The sequence below is a fragment of the Rhodococcus sp. 14-2483-1-2 genome (assembly GCF_002259405.1).
Taxonomy (GTDB): Bacteria; Actinomycetota; Actinomycetes; order Mycobacteriales; family Mycobacteriaceae; genus Rhodococcoides.
Genome location: NZ_NPFW01000017.1, coordinates 112,124 through 127,534 on the forward strand (window position 1 = coordinate 112,124; position 15,411 = coordinate 127,534).

At 66.7% G+C, this 15,411-nt stretch carries 13 protein-coding genes; 5 read left to right on the forward strand and 8 right to left on the reverse strand.

Translation table 11 applies throughout. The features are described from left to right. The first annotated feature begins 22 nt into the window (after positions 1-22). Positions 23-880, forward strand: a complete 858-nt coding sequence (locus tag CH295_RS15925; RefSeq protein WP_037191404.1) for an acyl-ACP desaturase — start codon at positions 23-25, stop codon at positions 878-880. Between the two features lie 100 nt (positions 881-980). On the opposite strand, the gene CH295_RS15930 is transcribed toward CH295_RS15925, so the two are convergent. Together CH295_RS15930 and glpX are read right to left on the reverse strand one after the other, a co-directional pair. Then, complete coding sequence (locus CH295_RS15930; RefSeq protein ID WP_037191407.1) at positions 981-2,381, reverse strand: class II fumarate hydratase; 1,401 nt, start codon at positions 2,379-2,381, stop codon at positions 981-983. A gap of 46 nt (positions 2,382-2,427) precedes the next feature. Then, the gene (gene glpX / locus CH295_RS15935) at positions 2,428-3,468 is read right to left on the reverse strand and encodes a class II fructose-bisphosphatase (RefSeq protein WP_094741260.1); all 1,041 of its coding nucleotides are present in this window, start codon (positions 3,466-3,468) and stop codon (positions 2,428-2,430) included. A gap of 135 nt (positions 3,469-3,603) precedes the next feature. On the opposite strand from glpX, the gene CH295_RS15940 reads away from it, so the two are divergent. Continuing rightward, positions 3,604-4,176, forward strand: coding sequence for a DUF4245 domain-containing protein (locus CH295_RS15940; protein WP_037191411.1), 573 nt, complete (start codon positions 3,604-3,606; stop codon positions 4,174-4,176). Here the strand turns inward: CH295_RS15940 and CH295_RS15945 are convergent. From CH295_RS15945 to CH295_RS15955, 3 genes are read right to left on the reverse strand one after another with little or no spacing between them, the layout of a single operon-like run. Then, the gene (locus tag CH295_RS15945; RefSeq protein ID WP_037191413.1) at positions 4,173-4,394 is read right to left on the reverse strand and encodes an exodeoxyribonuclease VII small subunit; all 222 of its coding nucleotides are present in this window, start codon (positions 4,392-4,394) and stop codon (positions 4,173-4,175) included. The genes CH295_RS15940 and CH295_RS15945 overlap by 4 nt on opposite strands. Before the next feature lie 14 nt (positions 4,395-4,408). Further along, on the reverse strand, positions 4,409-5,671 hold the full coding sequence (gene xseA / locus CH295_RS15950; protein WP_052047730.1) for an exodeoxyribonuclease VII large subunit: 1,263 nt from the start codon (positions 5,669-5,671) through the stop codon (positions 4,409-4,411). Beyond that, on the reverse strand, positions 5,668-6,270 hold the full coding sequence (locus CH295_RS15955) for a lipid droplet-associated protein (protein ID WP_037191417.1): 603 nt from the start codon (positions 6,268-6,270) through the stop codon (positions 5,668-5,670). Before CH295_RS15955 ends, xseA begins: the two co-directional genes overlap by 4 nt. Before the next feature lie 121 nt (positions 6,271-6,391). Between CH295_RS15955 and CH295_RS15960 the strand changes: the two genes are divergently transcribed. Continuing rightward, entirely contained in the window at positions 6,392-7,399 is a 1,008-nt protein-coding gene (locus CH295_RS15960) for a 4-hydroxy-3-methylbut-2-enyl diphosphate reductase (protein WP_037191419.1), read from the forward strand. A gap of 87 nt (positions 7,400-7,486) precedes the next feature. Here the strand turns inward: CH295_RS15960 and CH295_RS15965 are convergent, their stop codons facing one another. Beyond that, complete coding sequence (locus CH295_RS15965) at positions 7,487-8,608, reverse strand: DUF6542 domain-containing protein (protein WP_037191420.1); 1,122 nt, start codon at positions 8,606-8,608, stop codon at positions 7,487-7,489. Positions 8,609-8,628: 20 nt separating this feature from the next. Further along, positions 8,629-9,795: a DNA recombination protein RmuC gene (locus CH295_RS15970; protein WP_094741261.1), complete on the reverse strand. Its 1,167-nt coding sequence runs from the start codon at positions 9,793-9,795 to the stop codon at positions 8,629-8,631. 122 nt (positions 9,796-9,917) lie between these two features. Between CH295_RS15970 and CH295_RS15975 the strand changes: the two genes are divergently transcribed. Both CH295_RS15975 and CH295_RS15980 read left to right on the forward strand, forming a co-directional pair. Next, positions 9,918-11,108 carry an exonuclease SbcCD subunit D gene (locus CH295_RS15975; protein WP_094741262.1) on the forward strand — a complete coding sequence of 397 codons (1,191 nt, stop codon included), beginning with the start codon at positions 9,918-9,920 and terminating at the stop codon, positions 11,106-11,108. After that, on the forward strand, positions 11,105-14,113 hold the full coding sequence (locus CH295_RS15980) for an AAA family ATPase (RefSeq protein ID WP_094741263.1): 3,009 nt from the start codon (positions 11,105-11,107) through the stop codon (positions 14,111-14,113). Before CH295_RS15975 ends, CH295_RS15980 begins: the two co-directional genes overlap by 4 nt. On the opposite strand, the gene CH295_RS15985 is transcribed toward CH295_RS15980, so the two are convergent. After that, entirely contained in the window at positions 14,095-15,381 is a 1,287-nt protein-coding gene (locus tag CH295_RS15985) for an AI-2E family transporter (RefSeq protein ID WP_094741264.1), read from the reverse strand. The two genes, CH295_RS15980 and CH295_RS15985, sit on opposite strands and share 19 nt — an antisense overlap. Positions 15,382-15,411 lie beyond the last annotated feature (30 nt).

The following is a 15,411-nucleotide window of genomic DNA, read 5'->3' on the forward strand; positions in this document are numbered from 1 at the left end:
GTGTAGGCGCTACGGTTACCGCATGTCTACGAACCTGTCCGACGGTGATCTGCTGGTCCGTTTGGAGCCCGCGGTCGAAGAGAATCTACGACGCCACATCGAGGCTGCCAGCGACTGGCATCCCCACGATCTCGCGCCGTTCGACGAGGGCAAGAACTTCGCGTTCCTCGGCGGCGAGGACTGGACGCCGGAGCAGTCGCACCTCAGCGATGTCGAGATCCTGTCCGCCACGGTCGGCGTGTTGGTGGCCGACAACCTGCCCGCGTACCACCGCGAACTGGCCCACGCGCTCACCGGCCTCGGAGCCTGGTGGAAGTGGACCGGCCGGTGGACGTCGGAGGAGAACCGGCAGTCGATCGTGCTGCGCAACTTCCTGGTGCTCACCCGCGCAGTCGATCCGGTCGCCCTCGAGCGCGTCCGGATGGAGCACATGACGCTCGGATACGACGCCCCCAGCCAGCATCTGCTCGACATCCTCGCGCATTTCGCCATCGAGGAAGCCGCAGCCTCACTGCGTAACCGCAACACCATCGCCCTCGGCAAGGACCCGGTGCTCGCCACCATCCTCGGCCGGATCGCCGACGACGACGCGCTGCAGTCGGCATTCTTCGCCAGCATCCTCGACGAGGCATTCGCCGTGGTGCCCGACCAGGCCGCCCGCGCCATCGCAGACCGGATCAACGGGTTCAAGATTCCCGAGGTCGACCTTCCCGAGCGGGGCAGCAGCACCGCCGCACTCGCCGAAGCCGGAATCTACGACGCCGATCAGGAACGCGACAAGGTGTTCAAGCCGCTGCTCGCAGGCTGGAAGATCTTCGACCGCACCGATCTGGGCGAGGACGGGCTGAAGGCACGCGAGGAACTCGCTCACCTCGCCTGAGGTTCGGCCCCTTTCGAAAGCGTGAATGGTCCATTGCACACGTCTCGGCGGTGCAATGGACCATTCACGCGTTCAGGGGTCCGGCGGGCGAACCGAAAAGCTAGTCCTTGACCTTCGCCATGGCGAGGACGTCGAGGCGCTTGTCGAGTTCGGCCTCACTGAGTTTGTCGCCGATCAGTCCGCGGTCGATGACCGTCTGACGGATCGTCTTCTTCTCCTTGAGTGCCTGCTTGGCGACGGCGGCAGCTTCCTCGTAGCCGATCGCGGAGTTCAGTGGCGTCACGATGGACGGCGAGGACTCGGCGAGGGTCTTGAGGTGCTCGACGTTGGCTTCGAGGCCGACGACGCACTTGTCTGCGAACAGCACCGAGACGTTGGCGAGCAGCTTGAACGACTCGAGCAGGTTGCGCGCCATCATCGGGATGTACACGTTGAGCTCGAATGCGCCCGATGCGCCGCCGAATGCGACTGCGGCGTCGTTGCCGATGACCTGAGCCGCGACCTGCGTAACAGCTTCGGGCAGAACGGGATTGACCTTGCCGGGCATGATGGAGCTGCCGGGCTGCAGGTCGGGGAGGGTGATCTCGCCGAGTCCGGTGAGCGGTCCCGATCCCATCCAGCGAATGTCGTTGGCAATCTTGGTCAGTGAGACCGCGATGGTGCGCAGTGCGCCCGAGGCCTCGACGAGTCCGTCACGTGCGGCCTGCGCCTCGAACGAATCCTTGGCGGCGGTGAGTGCATCGATACCGGTCGACTCGACCAGTGCTGCAACAACTTTCGGACCGAAGCCGTCGGGTGCGTTGAGTCCGGTGCCGACGGCGGTGCCGCCGATGGGCAGTTCACCGAGGCGCGGCAGGGTGGCCTCGACGCGCTCGATGCCGGCCTCGATCTGACGGGCGTAACCGCCGAATTCCTGACCGAGGGTGACCGGAACGGCATCCATGAGGTGGGTGCGGCCGGACTTCACGACGTGCTTCCACTCCGTGGCCTTGACCACGAGAGCCTCGTGGAGGTGGCGCAGTGCTGGCACGAGCGACGTCACGGCTGCCTCGGTGGCGGCGACGTGAGTGGCCGTCGGGAACGTGTCGTTGGAGGACTGCGACATGTTGACGTGATCGTTGGGGTGAACCTCGACGCCGTTCGCCTTGGCGATCGACGCGATGACCTCGTTGGCGTTCATGTTGGAGCTGGTGCCCGAGCCGGTCTGGAAGACGTCGATCGGGAACTGGTCGTCGTGCTTGCCGTCGGCGATCTCGGTGGCGGCGGCGATGATCGCGTCGGCGAGTGCGCCGTCGAGCAGACCGAGGTCCTTGTTGACCTGCGCGCAGGCTGCCTTGAGCAGGCCCATCGCGCGAATCTGAGTGCGCTCGAGCGGACGGCCCGAGATGGGGAAGTTCTCCACGGCACGCTGCGTCTGGGCACGCCAGAGCGCATCGATGGGAACGCGAACCTCTCCCATGGTGTCGTGCTCGATCCGGAACTGCTGTTCGTTCTCTGTCATTGACCTCTTGCCTCGGTAGGGGAGCGGAAACTTCGTCGAGCGGTCGTCAGAAGGACGGGATGGCGCCGGAGGTGTCGCCGTCGAAGTCGATGGTCGAGTACTCCTTGAGCTTGTTGAGCTGGTGGTACGCGTCGATCATGCGGACGGTGCCGGACTTCGAGCGCATCACGATGGACTGCGTGTGCGCGCCGCCGCCCGAGTAGCGGACGCCCTGGAGCAGGTCGCCGTCGGTGACGCCGGTCGCGGTGAAGAAGACGTTCTCGCCCGAGACCAGGTCTTCGGTGGACAGGACGCGATCGAGATCGTGTCCGGCGTCGATCGCCTTCTGGCGCTCGTCGTCGTCGGTCGGAGCCAACATGCCCTGGTGCACGCCACCCATGCAGCGCATGGCGGCAGCCGCGATGATGCCCTCGGGAGTTCCACCGGTGCCCATGAGGATGTCGATGGGGGAGGTGGGGCGAGCGGCGGCGATGGCACCGGCGACGTCGCCGTCGGAGATCAGTCGAATGCGGGCACCGGTGTCGCGGACCTGCTGGATCAGCTCGGCGTGCCGGGGTCGGTCGAGGATGCACACCGTGACGTCGGAGGTGGATCCCTTCTTGATCTTGGCGACGCGGGCGATGTTCTCGGTGACCGGTGCGGTGATGTCGATGACGTCGGCGAAGTCGGGTCCGACGGCGATCTTCTTCATGTAGAAGACGGCGGACGGATCGAACATCGCGCCGCGCTCGGCCACGGCGAGAACCGAGATGGCGTTGGGCATGCCCTTGGCCATCAGCGTGGTGCCGTCGACGGGATCGACGGCGAAGTCGACCTCGGGTCCGTTGCCGTTGCCGACCTGTTCGCCGTTGTAGAGCATCGGCGCTTCGTCCTTCTCGCCCTCGCCGATGACGACGACGCCGCGCATCGAGACCGAGCTGACCAACTGACGCATGGCGTCGACTGCTGCTCCGTCGCCACCTTCCTTGTCGCCGCGACCGACCCAGCGACCCGAGGCGAGCGCACCGGCCTCGGTGACGCGTACGAGTTCGAGTGCGAGGTTGCGATCTGGCGCCATGGCGCGAGTGGACTCGGTGCTGGCCGTCATCGGTTTGTAGCCTCCTGGTTGGTGGGGTGTTACCCAGGCGCGATTATCTCACTTCTGTGATGCCCGCGGTGGGGTCGGGTCGTCTGTGAGGCACGCGCCGATCGAGCACTGCTGCGCAGAGGGGATACTGGTGGGGTGGCAAACAGCAAACCTCGGATTCTCAACAACAGCCGCGACATGGTGTGGTCGCTCATTCCGCTGGTCATCGCGTGTTTGTTGATTGCGGGCATCGCCAGTCAGTGCTCGCTGAGCCCCGGCGGGCCCCAGCAGGGCCCCATCCCCAACTTCGACATCGACACCGCATTGCAGTACGACGCGTCGGAAATCGGCTTTCCGGTGCGTAATCCGGCTGTTCCCGAGGATTGGACGCCCAACTCGGGCAGTCGCCCGACGATCGCAGGCGACAACGGCGGACCGGTGTCGACTGTCGGATACATCACCGGATCGGGTGCGTATCTGCAGCTGACCCAGACCAGCGCCGTCGAGGAAGTGTTGGTTCCCTTCGTGGCCGGCGACGAGACGGTGTACGCGTCGGGCGCGCAGAACGTGTCGGGTCGAGACTGGGTCGTCTACGGCGAGGAAGGCTCGCGGAAGTACTGGGTCTCGGACTTCGGCGATGTGCGAATCCTGCTGGGCGGTACCGCGAACGATGGGGACTTCACCACGCTCGCCGAGTCCCTCGAGGTCACCGAACCGCTCGCGCCCTAACTGTCCTTCTCGGTGCTCGCGAGCGCGGTCTCGATCCGCTTGCGGGCACCGGCGAGCTGTTCCTCGCAGCGAGTGGCCAGCTGCTCTCCCCGCTCCCACAGGGCCAGGGAGGCGTCGAGATCGAGCCCGCCCTGCTCGAGGATCTTCACCACGCCCACCAGTTCGTCGCGGGCCTCTTCGTAGCCCAGTTCCGATACCGGCTTGTCGTTCTCGCTCATCCGTACTCCTTCTGTCATTTGACTCGCCCCATGACTGCGGCGGTGACGGCACCGTCGGCCACGCGCACTCTGATCTGTGTACCCGGTGGCGCGTCCTCGACCGAACGCAGAACCTCGGGATCCGAACCCGCGACTACCCGCTGTACGACGGCATAGCCCCGAGCAAGTGTGGCAGCAGGCCCCAGCGTCGACAGCCTGGCCCGCAGATGTTCGACGAGCGTGTCCTGGGTGGTGAGTTCGCGTTGCACGTCGCGTCGGGCCGCGTCGAGCAGCCGTCGAACCTCCTCGCGCCGTTGCTCGAGCGAGGCCAGTGGGTCGGCCAGCACCGGCCGGTGTCGGAGCATGTCCAGGCCGCGTGCCTCGCGCTCGACCCAATTGCGGAGCGCTGCAGCGCTTCTCGACTTCAGTTCCGAGACCAGAGCTTGTTCGGCGACGGCGTCGGGCACCACGAGTTTGGCGGCATCGGTGGGGGTTGCGGCCCGCAGGTCCGCTACGTGGTCGCTCAGTGGGCTGTCGGGCTCGTGGCCGATCGCACTGACGATCGGCGTGGTGGCGCGAGAGATGGCGCGGCACAGGGCCTCGTCCGAGAACGGCAGCAGATCCTCGACGCTACCGCCGCCGCGGGCCAGGATGATGACGTCGACGCTGGGGTCGTCGTTCAGTTCCTTCAGCGCGTCCAGAATCGCCGGCACCGATTGTGGGCCCTGGACCGGGGTGTTGCGGACCTCGAATCGGACCGCGGGCCAACGTCTCTGCGCGACGGTCAGTACGTCCTTCTCCGCCGCGCTGGCGCGCGCGGTGATCAGGCCGATGGTGCCCGGCAGGAACGGCAGCGGACGTTTGAGGCGTGGGTCGAACAACCCCTCGGCGGCGAGCAGGGCTCTGAGTCGTTCGATGCGAGCCAGCAGCTCGCCGACCCCCACCGCACGAATGTCCGTGGCGCGCAGCGAGATCGTTCCCCTACCGGTGAAGAACGACAGCTTTCCGTAGAGGATGACGCGCGCACCCTCGGTCAGCGGAACGGGTGAACGCTCGAGCAACTGCGGCGAACACGTGACCGACAGCGACATGTCGGCCGACGGATCACGCAGCGTCAGAAAGGCAGTCCTGGTGCCGGGGCGAGCATTGATCTGGGTGAGCTGCCCTTCCACCCAGATGGAGCCGAGCTTGTCGATCCAGCCGGCAACCTTCATGGCGACGGTACGCACCGGCCATGGCTGTTCGGCGGTGCTCGCGCCTGGCTGGGTGGGACCGGACTGGGGTGGGGGAGTGCTCACTTGGCCTTGGCGGTGGTGATGCGGTTGGCGAGCATCGTCTGGAAGGGCGCGCGGGAGAGCGTGTCGTTCTCGTAGTCGAGCAGGGTTTCGAGGTCCTCGATCGAGAGCGTGCGCAGTCGGGCGCGCAGCTGTGCAAGGGCAAGGGTGTCGAAGTCGATCATCTCGACGATCTCGGGCTTGTCGGCGGATCGAGCGCGCTTGGCCGAGGTGTCCTGGACCGGCTCGTCCAGCGGAGGCGTCGAGTACAGAGCGAAGCGACCGTTCGCCGCGACCGGCTCGGCCACGGGGGCGTCGGGGACATCGACGTCGTCGGTGATCACGGGGGCGAGGAAGGTGTTCTCGTCTTCGTCCTCGTCGAAGCTGGCCCAGGAGGGCTGCTCCTCGGTCGGGGTGCCGATGACCGGCAGGCTCGCGATGACCAGATCGCCCTTGATGGCCAACGCCGTCACCTGCTGCTGGAATCGCATGCTGCGCGCCAGTGCCTCGCTGACGACCGTCATCGGCAGCATCAGGGCGGAACCGGGAAGCTTGCGAGCCTCTTCCACGACGGTCACGGCGACGCCTGCAGCCACACGCGCTGCAAAGGGGACTCGAGTCATGTGCACCAGACTGCCCGAAACGGTGAACTTTGGGTAGCCGACAGGCTGTACGACCCTCTTCAGCCGGGGCTGGAGGACGTGGAAAGAGGCGGGCGAGCTCGGTGCACGTATCCTGGGAAGTATGTCTTCGGCTGTTCCACTGAATCTTGGTATTGCACAGTCCGCCGGTGCGGGTAAGTCCGCCTACGCCGGGGGTAAGCGAGTGCTGCTCGCGGAGCCGCGGGGCTATTGCGCGGGCGTCGATCGCGCGGTCGAGACCGTCGAGAAAGCGCTGGAACAGCACGGCGCGCCGGTGTACGTGCGCAAGGAGATCGTGCACAACCGGCATGTGGTCGAGACGCTGTCCGATCGCGGCGCGGTGTTCGTCGAGGAGACCGACGAGGTTCCCGAGGGATCGCTGCTGGTGTTCTCCGCGCACGGCGTCTCACCCGCCGTGCACACCTCCGCGGCCGAGCGAAACCTGCGCACCATCGACGCCACCTGCCCGTTGGTGACCAAGGTGCACCAGGAAGCCAAGCGCTTCGCCCGAGACGACTACGACATCCTGCTCATCGGTCACGAGGGCCACGAGGAGGTCGAGGGCACTGCAGGCGAGGCTCCCGAACACATTCAGCTGGTGGACGGCCCGGATTCGGTCGACAGCGTCACCGTCCGAGACGAGAACAAGGTCATCTGGCTGTCCCAGACCACGCTGAGCGTCGACGAGACGATGACTACGGTCGCCAAACTGCGTGAGCGCTTCCCGACGCTTCAGGACCCGCCGAGCGACGACATCTGCTACGCCACGCAGAACCGTCAGGTCGCGGTGAAGGCGATGGCCCCGGAATGCGATCTGGTGATCGTCGTCGGGTCCAAGAACTCCTCGAACTCGGTGCGGTTGGTGGAGGTCGCACTGGGCGCGGGTGCACGGGCGAGCTACCTCGTCGACTACGCCAAGGAAATCGACCTGGCCTGGCTCGACGGAGTCGAGACGATCGGCATCACCTCGGGTGCATCCGTACCGGAGATCCTGGTGCAGGGCGTCATCGAACTGTTCGCCGAGCACGGCTACGCAGACGTACAGCCGGTCACGACCGCAAACGAGACTCTGGTGTTCTCCTTGCCCCGCGAGCTGCGCCCAGCTCGCTAGCAGCGAGGTCGGCAACGAATTAAGCCCCGTACCGGGATTCCTGCGCAGGAGCAGGAATACCGATACGGGGCGTTTCTCGTGTTCGGGCTAGTCGCTGTGACGGTCGCGGTAGCGAACCTTCGGCACCGGATGCGGGGGAATGTCGTCCCGGTGCGGGGTTGGTAGCGAATGACTGCCCTGGCCGCTACCGGCGGTGGAGTCGGCGGCAGTGGAACCGCTCGCGGGGGCGCTCGTCCGAGGAGTCACGACGGGCCTGGCTCCGGTGTTGTACGGATCGGCGACCTCGCGAGGAGCGTGTACCCGGTCCGATCGCTCGCGACGAGGTTCGGTCGAGTACCGGGACTGTGCTTCTCGCGGCACCTGCCGAGACTGTGCCTGCGGATACTGCGTTCGCGAGTAGTCGGGCTTCTGGTACTCGGGCTTGTAATCGTGCCGGGGGGAGTCGGTGGCGGCGTATCGAGTCTGTGGTGCCGGTGCCGACGCAGCCGATCGCCGGGGGCTCGCGGTGGGATCCGCTGCAGTACGCGAGCCGGGGCGAGGGGTCGAACTCGCGCGAGGGTCGGTATCGGGACGCGGACGAGAATCGGTGCTTCGGCGACCGACGTACGGCCCGGGCACGATGTCGGTGGCCTCGGCCGCGGAGTCGGTGCTGCGATCGACTGCGGCTGCCCGCCTGCGGGATCGTTCGGGGCGCTCTGCCTGTGCCCGACGCTGTGCTCTGGTGGGCTTGTCGTCGCTGGGCTTCGGGCTGCGTCGAACAGCAGGGGCGTGCGTGTTCTGACGCTTGAGCACGATGCGCAGTACTCCGAGTCCGACGGCGACCAGGGTGCCGAGCAACATCAGCGGAAAGCGGTTGACCAGCGGAATGGCAACGTTGAGGATGATGTCCTTGAGGCTGGTGCCGGCGTTGTCGGTGAAGTACTGGTACGACAGCGGCACGGCCACGAACAGGATCAGCGGGGCCTGCACCATCGCCGTGAACAGACCGCGGAAGCGGACGAGAAGGACGCCGGCGATGCAGCCGAGGACGTACATGAACGCGAACGCACCGGTCAGCTCGGTACCGCGTGCGGCATCGATCAGAAATCCGAGAAAAGTCAGTCCCGCGGCGATCGCGACGGCACCCCATGCAGGAACGCCGGGCAGGGTCGCGAGGATGGATCGGTGATCCAGCGGTACCCCGGAGCGGGCACGTTGGGAGGTAGACACCCCCCGAGGTTAGCCGTTGTTCAGCCGACTGCATCGCTGACATGACCGAAGTCGTGACGGTAGCGGGACGAATCGGACAGTTTGGGTCGCTCGTCCACTCGGGCGATGTCCACCGGCTCGGCGTCGAACAGCTCGAGCTCGTGCAGCTTTCTCGCCGTCACGCTCACCCTGGTATCGACGGACCCGACGGTGGAATTGAACGACTCCACGGCCTTGCCGAGGTGGGCACCGAGCTTGTCCAGGTGCGTCGAGACGACACCGATTCGCGTGTACAGCTCGCGTCCCAGTTGCTGGATGCGCGCAGCGTCCTCGGCCAGTGACTCCTGCTTCCACGTGTAGGCGACGGTCCGTAGCAACGCGACCAGGGTGGTCGGGGTGGCCAGGATCACGTTCCGACCGAAGGCGTACTCGAGCAGGCCTGTGTCCGACGTCAGAGCCGCGTCGAGAAACGGGTCGCCGGGAACGAACAGCACGACGAATTCCGGTGTCGGCTCGAATGCCTGCCAGTACGCCTTGTCGGCCAATTGGTCGATGTGGGTCCGTAGTTGCTTGGCGTGGCGTCGCAGATTCTTCTCCCGCGCGCCGAGATCCTCGTCCTGAGCGGCATCGAGGTACGCCGCGAACGGCACTTTGGCATCGACCACTATCTGCCGACCGCCGGCGAGACGGACGATCATGTCGGGTCTGATGCCGTCCTTGCTGACCTGCGTGTCGAAATCGCAGTGCTTGACCATGCCCGCCAGCTCGACGACACGTTCGAGCTGGATCTCGCCCCACCGGCCGCGGATCTGCGGTGCGCGCAGTGCCGTGACCAGCTGACCGGTCTGGGTGGACAGATGCATCGACGCTCGATGCATACCGGTGACCTGCTCGGACAGTCCCGCGTATGCCCGGATGCGGTTGTGCTCGACCTGCCGCACGTGCTCGGAGAGAGCGTCGACGGCATCGTGCAACGGCTCGACCAGGTGTGAGACCTGCTGGCCGATGACGGTCGAATTGCGCCGCGCGGAATCCTCGTTGACCGCACTCAGTGACTGCCGAAGCATGCCCTCGTGCTCGCGCATCGCGGCCAGTTGGGCTTCGGCTCGGACCGCACGATCGCCCATCCGCGAGGCGTGCAACAACCAGCCGACGACCGCGCCGATACCGAGAGCGACGAGCAGGCCGAACGCGGTGAGAATGTTCATGGAGCAGATGATGCAGGACGGTACCGACAACTTCGGTGCGCGAAGCCTGTGGACCGAGCTCACGTCCGACAGGCCGAGGCACCTCGGGGAGTTTGTCGGTGGTTCCCGATAGCGTCGAACGCATGAGAATCCTGCACACCTCGGACTGGCACATCGGTCGCACCTTTCACGGTGTCGACCTGTTGGCCGATCAGGGCGCTGTGCTTGGGTCCATCGCGGAACTGGTTGCGGCACAATCGATCGACGTGGTGGTGGTGCCGGGCGACATCTACGACCGCGCTGTTCCCAGCGCCGACGCCGTCCTGGTCTGCAATCGCGGGCTGGAGGCGATCAGAGCGGCCGGTGCGGTGATCGTCGCGACGTCGGGAAACCACGATTCACCCGCGCGGCTGGGCGCAGGCGCTGCTTTCGCCTCGGCAGGAGGGCTGCATCTGATGACGCGGGTGGGCGACGTCGCCACTCCGGTCGTCATCGAGGACGAGCACGGCTCCGTTGCGTTCTACGGCATTCCGTACCTCGAGCCCGAAACCACTCGCCTCGAACTCGACGTTCCCACTGCGCGTACTCATGCCGAGGTGCTCGATGCCGCGATGGATCGGGTACGGGGCGACCTCGCGACGAGAAGTGAAGCAGGGCAACATGTTCGCTCGGTCGTGCTCGCCCACGCTTTCATCGTCGGCGGTGAGGCGACCGGATCGGAGCGATCGATTTCCTCCGGCGGCATCGAAACTGCACCGGCGTCGGCGTTCGACGGTGTCGATTACGTGGCGCTCGGACATCTGCATTCGCCTCAGATCCTCACCGACCGGGTTCGGTACTCCGGTTCCCCCCTGCCGTATTCGTTCGGTGAGCGGTCGCATCGCAAGGCGGTATGGATTCTCGATCTCGACGCGGACGGGCTTCGCAGTGTCGAGCGCGTCGATCTGCCGGTGGTGCGCGGACTCGCCCGCATCGAAGGCACGGTAGAGGAATTGACAACGGACACAGCGTATTGCGAGTTCGAGGATCATTACGTCTCCGCCGTGCTCACCGACGAGGTACGTCCGGTGGACGCAATGCGCGCGCTGCAGCAGCGTTTCCCGCACGCGATCCATCTGGAATGGCGTCGCCCCGAGGGATCCGGCGAGCTTCGCTACCGCGACCGTGTGCGCGGCCGTAGCGATCTCGACATCGCCACCTCGTTCGTGACGGACATGCGCAGCGTGCCGACGGCAGCGGAGTCCGCGCTCCTGGCTCGCGCTCTGGCCACCGTGCAACGCGAGACCGAGGCCACCCGCGGGACGGCCACCACCGCCGACCGCGGTGCTGCATGAGGCTGCATTCGCTCGAGATCACCGCCTTCGGCCCCTTCGCGGGCACCGAGACGGTGGACTTCGACGCACTGGGGGCCGACGGGCTCTTCCTGTTGCACGGTCAGACCGGAGCCGGCAAGACGACGGTGCTCGACGCCGTGGCGTTCGCGCTGTACGGAACTGTGCCCGGAGCTCGTCGGGAGGGCAAGCGCCTGCTGTCCGATCACGCAGCCAAGGGTGCGGTGCCACAGGTCACGTTGGAGGCGACACTCGGTGGGCGGCGCATCAGAATAGTACGCAGTCCGGAGTTCCTGCGGCCCAAGCTCCGCAGCACGGGCACCACCAAGCAACACGCCAAGGCCAGTCTCAACTGGCTCGACGGCCGAGGACAGAACCTCACCCGGCTCAGCGAGATCGGCGACGCCGTCAACGCGCTGCTCGGGATGAGTGCCGATCAGTTCTTCCAGGTGGTGCTGTTGCCGCAGGGTGAGTTCGCGCGATTCCTCCGAGCCGACAGCGACGAACGCGGCAATCTGCTCGAAAGGCTTTTCGACACAGGCCGATTCGGTGATGTCGAAGAGTGGTTCGCGCAGCGCCGTCGGGAGCTCGCCGCCGAGCTCGCCGACGCCCACCACGCCATCGACATCATGCTCGGCCGGGTGTCGCAGGCGTCGGGAGTGCCCGAGCCCGAGGGCGAGGACAGCGAGCAGCCCGACCCGCTCGAATGGGCGGCCGACGTCCTCGACGATGCCCGGCAGAATCGGACCCTCGCACAAGGTCGGGCGGTACTGATCGACGCGGCAGCTCGGCGTGCGTCGGCAGCTCTGGCGAAGGCCACCACCGTTCTCGATCTGCAGCGGCGACGTACTCTCGCCGAGGGTCAGCTCGCGCAGTACCGGGAGGGCGAGACGGCACGAGCAGCACGCCGAAGCGAGCTCGCCGATTCCGCGGCCGCAGGGCCGATCGCGGCCACTGCCGCAGACCTCCGCCTGGCACGCCTGGCCACCGACGCCGCCACCTCCGCACTCGCGGCGGCGGAGCGTGCGCTACCGACGACGGCGGAGGGACAACGCTTCCACGCCGCGCTGCACTGGCCACCCGCGCCGGCGGATCCGTCGGCCGAGCGCACGGTCGTTGCACAGTTCGTGCGTGACTGGACCACCGATGTCGCGCGGTTGCAGTCCCTGCTCGGTCTCGCCCGTGAAGCCGACCGACTCGACGGCACCCTCGCCGATTATCGTGCGCAGCAGCGCACTACCGCAGCGGCGATCGAACGCACCGTGCAATTGCAGGCCTCGATGCCCGAGCAGATCGCCGCGGTCGAATCACGGATGGCACGAGCCGCCTCGGCTGCGGCAGAGTTGCCCGGCCTCGAGGAGCGCTGCAGTCGCGCCCGCGTGGCAGCCGAGTCTGCACTCGAACTGGTACGCAAGCGAGCGACTCTGGCCGAGGCCGAACGTGCCCGAGACACCGCTGGAGCAGCCCACAACACGGCCCGGTCGCACCTGCTCGACCTCCGTGAGCGACGCATCGACGGGATGGCTGCCGAGTTGGCGGCGCGTCTGGAAGCGGGCGAGCCCTGTGTCGTGTGCGGATCGGAGGTGCACCCGCATCCCGCTGCACCGTCGACGTCGACGGTGACCAGGGCACAGGAAGACAAGGCCGCCGCTGCAGAACGCAAGGCCGCCGCTGCGCTCGATCACGCGGTCGCGGTTGTCGCTCGAGCGCAACGGGACGTGGATCTGCTGCACGACCGCACCGGTGGGGCCTCCGCTGCGGAGTTGACCCAGATGCTCGATGCCGCGACCGCCGCACTGCGGGACGCCCGCGCGCGTGCCGCCGATGTCGAACCGGCAACCGCGGAACTCGATCGCCTGCGGAGCGAATCGGACGCGCTGACGGTCACGCTCCACGACCTGGTCGCCTCGCGTGGTGCCGTGGACGAGCGCATCTCGGCCACCGAGGAATCGCTGGCGAAGATGCGTGCGTCGGTGGCCGAGGAAGTGAACGAGGGCGCGTCGCTGGCAGACCGAATCTCGGAGCGGGAGGCCCTGATCGACGGTGCCCGGCGAATTCAGGAGGCGCGCATCGCCTGGCTCGACGCCACTGCACGGGCCGATGCACTGGCAGCCGAACTGGACCGACGGGTGGAGGCGTCGAGCTTCGAGTCCGTCGATGCTGCGGCCGGGGCAGTGCTGGCCGCCGACCGCGTCGAGCAGATCGAGACCGAGCTGCGCACCGCCGAGGAGGCGCGTGCGCATGCGGAGCACGTGTTGCGCGAGCCCGCCATCGTCGACGTGGCCGGTCGGCCGCCGGTGGATCTGGGTCCGTTGGAGCAGGCGTGCGCCGAGCTGGAGGACGCGGTCCGGGCGGCCGCCGCGGCGGTGGCGGAATGTCGAAGGCGCGCAGACGATCTGGAACGGCTGATCGCCGAACTGTTCACCGCGGCCCAGGCCATCGCGCCACAACGTGCCGAATTCGACGAGCTCGCCAACCTCGCGGACGTGGTGGCAGGCCGGGGGCAGAATGCTCGCAAGATGTCGTTGCGCTCGTACGTCCTCGCGTCGCGCCTCGAGGACGTCGCCGAGTCCGCCTCCGCGCGGCTGCGTCGAATGTCCTCGGGGCGCTACGAATTCGTGCACTCCGACGAGGCCGGCGTCCGCGGCAAGCGGGGCGGTCTCGGACTGGACATTCGGGACGACTACACCGGCGTCGTGCGCTCGGCCAAGACACTGTCGGGCGGTGAGGCGTTCCTCGCGTCGCTCTCGCTCGCGTTGGGCCTCGCCGATGTCGTGGCCGCCGAATCCGGCGGTGTCGTCCTCGACACCATGTTCATCGACGAAGGATTCGGCACGCTCGACGCCGACACCCTCGAATCGGTGATGGCGGTTCTCGACGAACTACGTGCAGGCGGACGCGTCGTCGGCGTCGTCAGTCACGTCGACGAGATGCGTCAGCGCATTCCCAGCCGCCTCCACGTCAAGCGTGAGCGCACCGGTTCGACGCTTCAGGTCGTTGCGTCCTGACCTGAAGCCTGCTTGTCCGACTTCGACTCGTCCTCGTCGTCGAGGCCGGCCTGTTCGTCGGTCAGTCCCTCGGGCGGCGGGATTTCGTCTTCGAGTTCGTCCTGATCCGGTTCGTTCGAGCGCGCGTCGATCTGCTCGGACAGGTACCTGATCAGCACGGCGGCAACCGCGGCAGCCGGGACGGCGAGGAACGCGCCGATGATGCCGAACAACGAGCTGCCGGCCGTCACGGCGAGCAGCACGATCGCCGGATGCAGGTTCATGCTGCGACTCTGCAGAATGGGCTGCAGCACATTGCCTTCCAACTGCTGCACCGCGACGATGATGGCGAGCACGATCAGCGCCGTGGTGAGCCCGTTCGCGACCAGGGCCACGAGGACGGCGAGTGCGCCCGCGACGAACGCGCCGACGATCGGAATGAAGCCACCGATGAACGTCAGGGTCGCCAGTACCAGGGCCAGCGGAACGCCGAGAATGACCAGTCCGAGACCGATGAAAAATGCATCGATGAAACTGACGATGGCCTGAGTTCGGATGAATCCGCCGAGGGTCCCCCACATCCGCGAGAGCACCTCGCCCAGATGGGTTCCGGCGCGGCCGCCGGAGAACCCGTGCAGCCACGGCAGGAACTTCGGTCCGTCCTTGACGAAGAAGAACGTCAGCACCAACACCAGCGCCAGGGTGACCAGCAGCGAGCCTGCGGCGGATACGCCGGTGAACACGCCGGTGGCGATGACCTCGCCGCTGTCCTGTAGACGCGACACGATCGCCGACACGGCCGAGTCGATCTGGTCGTCGCCGATGTTCAGCGGCGGTCCCTTCAACCAGTCCTGTACCTGCGCGATACCGCCCGATGCCTGGTCGACCAACTCCGGTGCCTGCTCGGCGACCGACGGAACGATCAAGGTGATGATGCCGCCGATGACGACGAAGAACACCACGAGCGATACCGACGCGGCCAGGGCGGGCGGAGATCCCAGACGCATCATCAGCTTCGCCGGCGGCCACAGCACTGTCGCGACGATCACGGCGAGCAGGACCGGCAGCAGGATCACCCAGAGGTGCCCGATCAGCCAGCCCAACACCCACGCCCCGGCTGCGATCGAGATGAGGATCAGCGACCACTTGGCCAGCCACAGGCCGCCGACCCCGATGAGGTCACCACGATCACTGCCGGACGTCTTGGACTTCGACGTACTACCGGGCACTGCCGATTCGGTCACTGTGGCTTCCTCACATTCGGCGGATGGCGGATCGTGAAGAACCATAACGTCTCGGCCTGCCCAGCTGTGTGCCAC

Bases quoted from the DNA above. Each gene is read 5' to 3' on its own strand.
- CH295_RS15925 (WP_037191404.1), top strand. From the start codon at position 23: ATGTCTACGAACCTGTCCGACGGTGATCTGCTGGTCCGTTTGGAGCCC.
- CH295_RS15930 (WP_037191407.1), bottom strand. From the start codon at position 2,381: ATGACAGAGAACGAACAGCAGTTCCGGATCGAGCACGACACCATGGGA.
- glpX (WP_094741260.1), bottom strand. From the start codon at position 3,468: ATGACGGCCAGCACCGAGTCCACTCGCGCCATGGCGCCAGATCGCAAC.
- CH295_RS15945 (WP_037191413.1), bottom strand. From the start codon at position 4,394: ATGAGCGAGAACGACAAGCCGGTATCGGAACTGGGCTACGAAGAGGCC.
- CH295_RS15955 (WP_037191417.1), bottom strand. From the start codon at position 6,270: ATGACTCGAGTCCCCTTTGCAGCGCGTGTGGCTGCAGGCGTCGCCGTG.
- CH295_RS15960 (WP_037191419.1), top strand. From the start codon at position 6,392: ATGTCTTCGGCTGTTCCACTGAATCTTGGTATTGCACAGTCCGCCGGT.
- CH295_RS15970 (WP_094741261.1), bottom strand. From the start codon at position 9,795: ATGAACATTCTCACCGCGTTCGGCCTGCTCGTCGCTCTCGGTATCGGC.
- CH295_RS15975 (WP_094741262.1), top strand. From the start codon at position 9,918: ATGAGAATCCTGCACACCTCGGACTGGCACATCGGTCGCACCTTTCAC.
- CH295_RS15980 (WP_094741263.1), top strand. From the start codon at position 11,105: ATGAGGCTGCATTCGCTCGAGATCACCGCCTTCGGCCCCTTCGCGGGC.
- CH295_RS15985 (WP_094741264.1), bottom strand. From the start codon at position 15,381: ATGGTTCTTCACGATCCGCCATCCGCCGAATGTGAGGAAGCCACAGTG.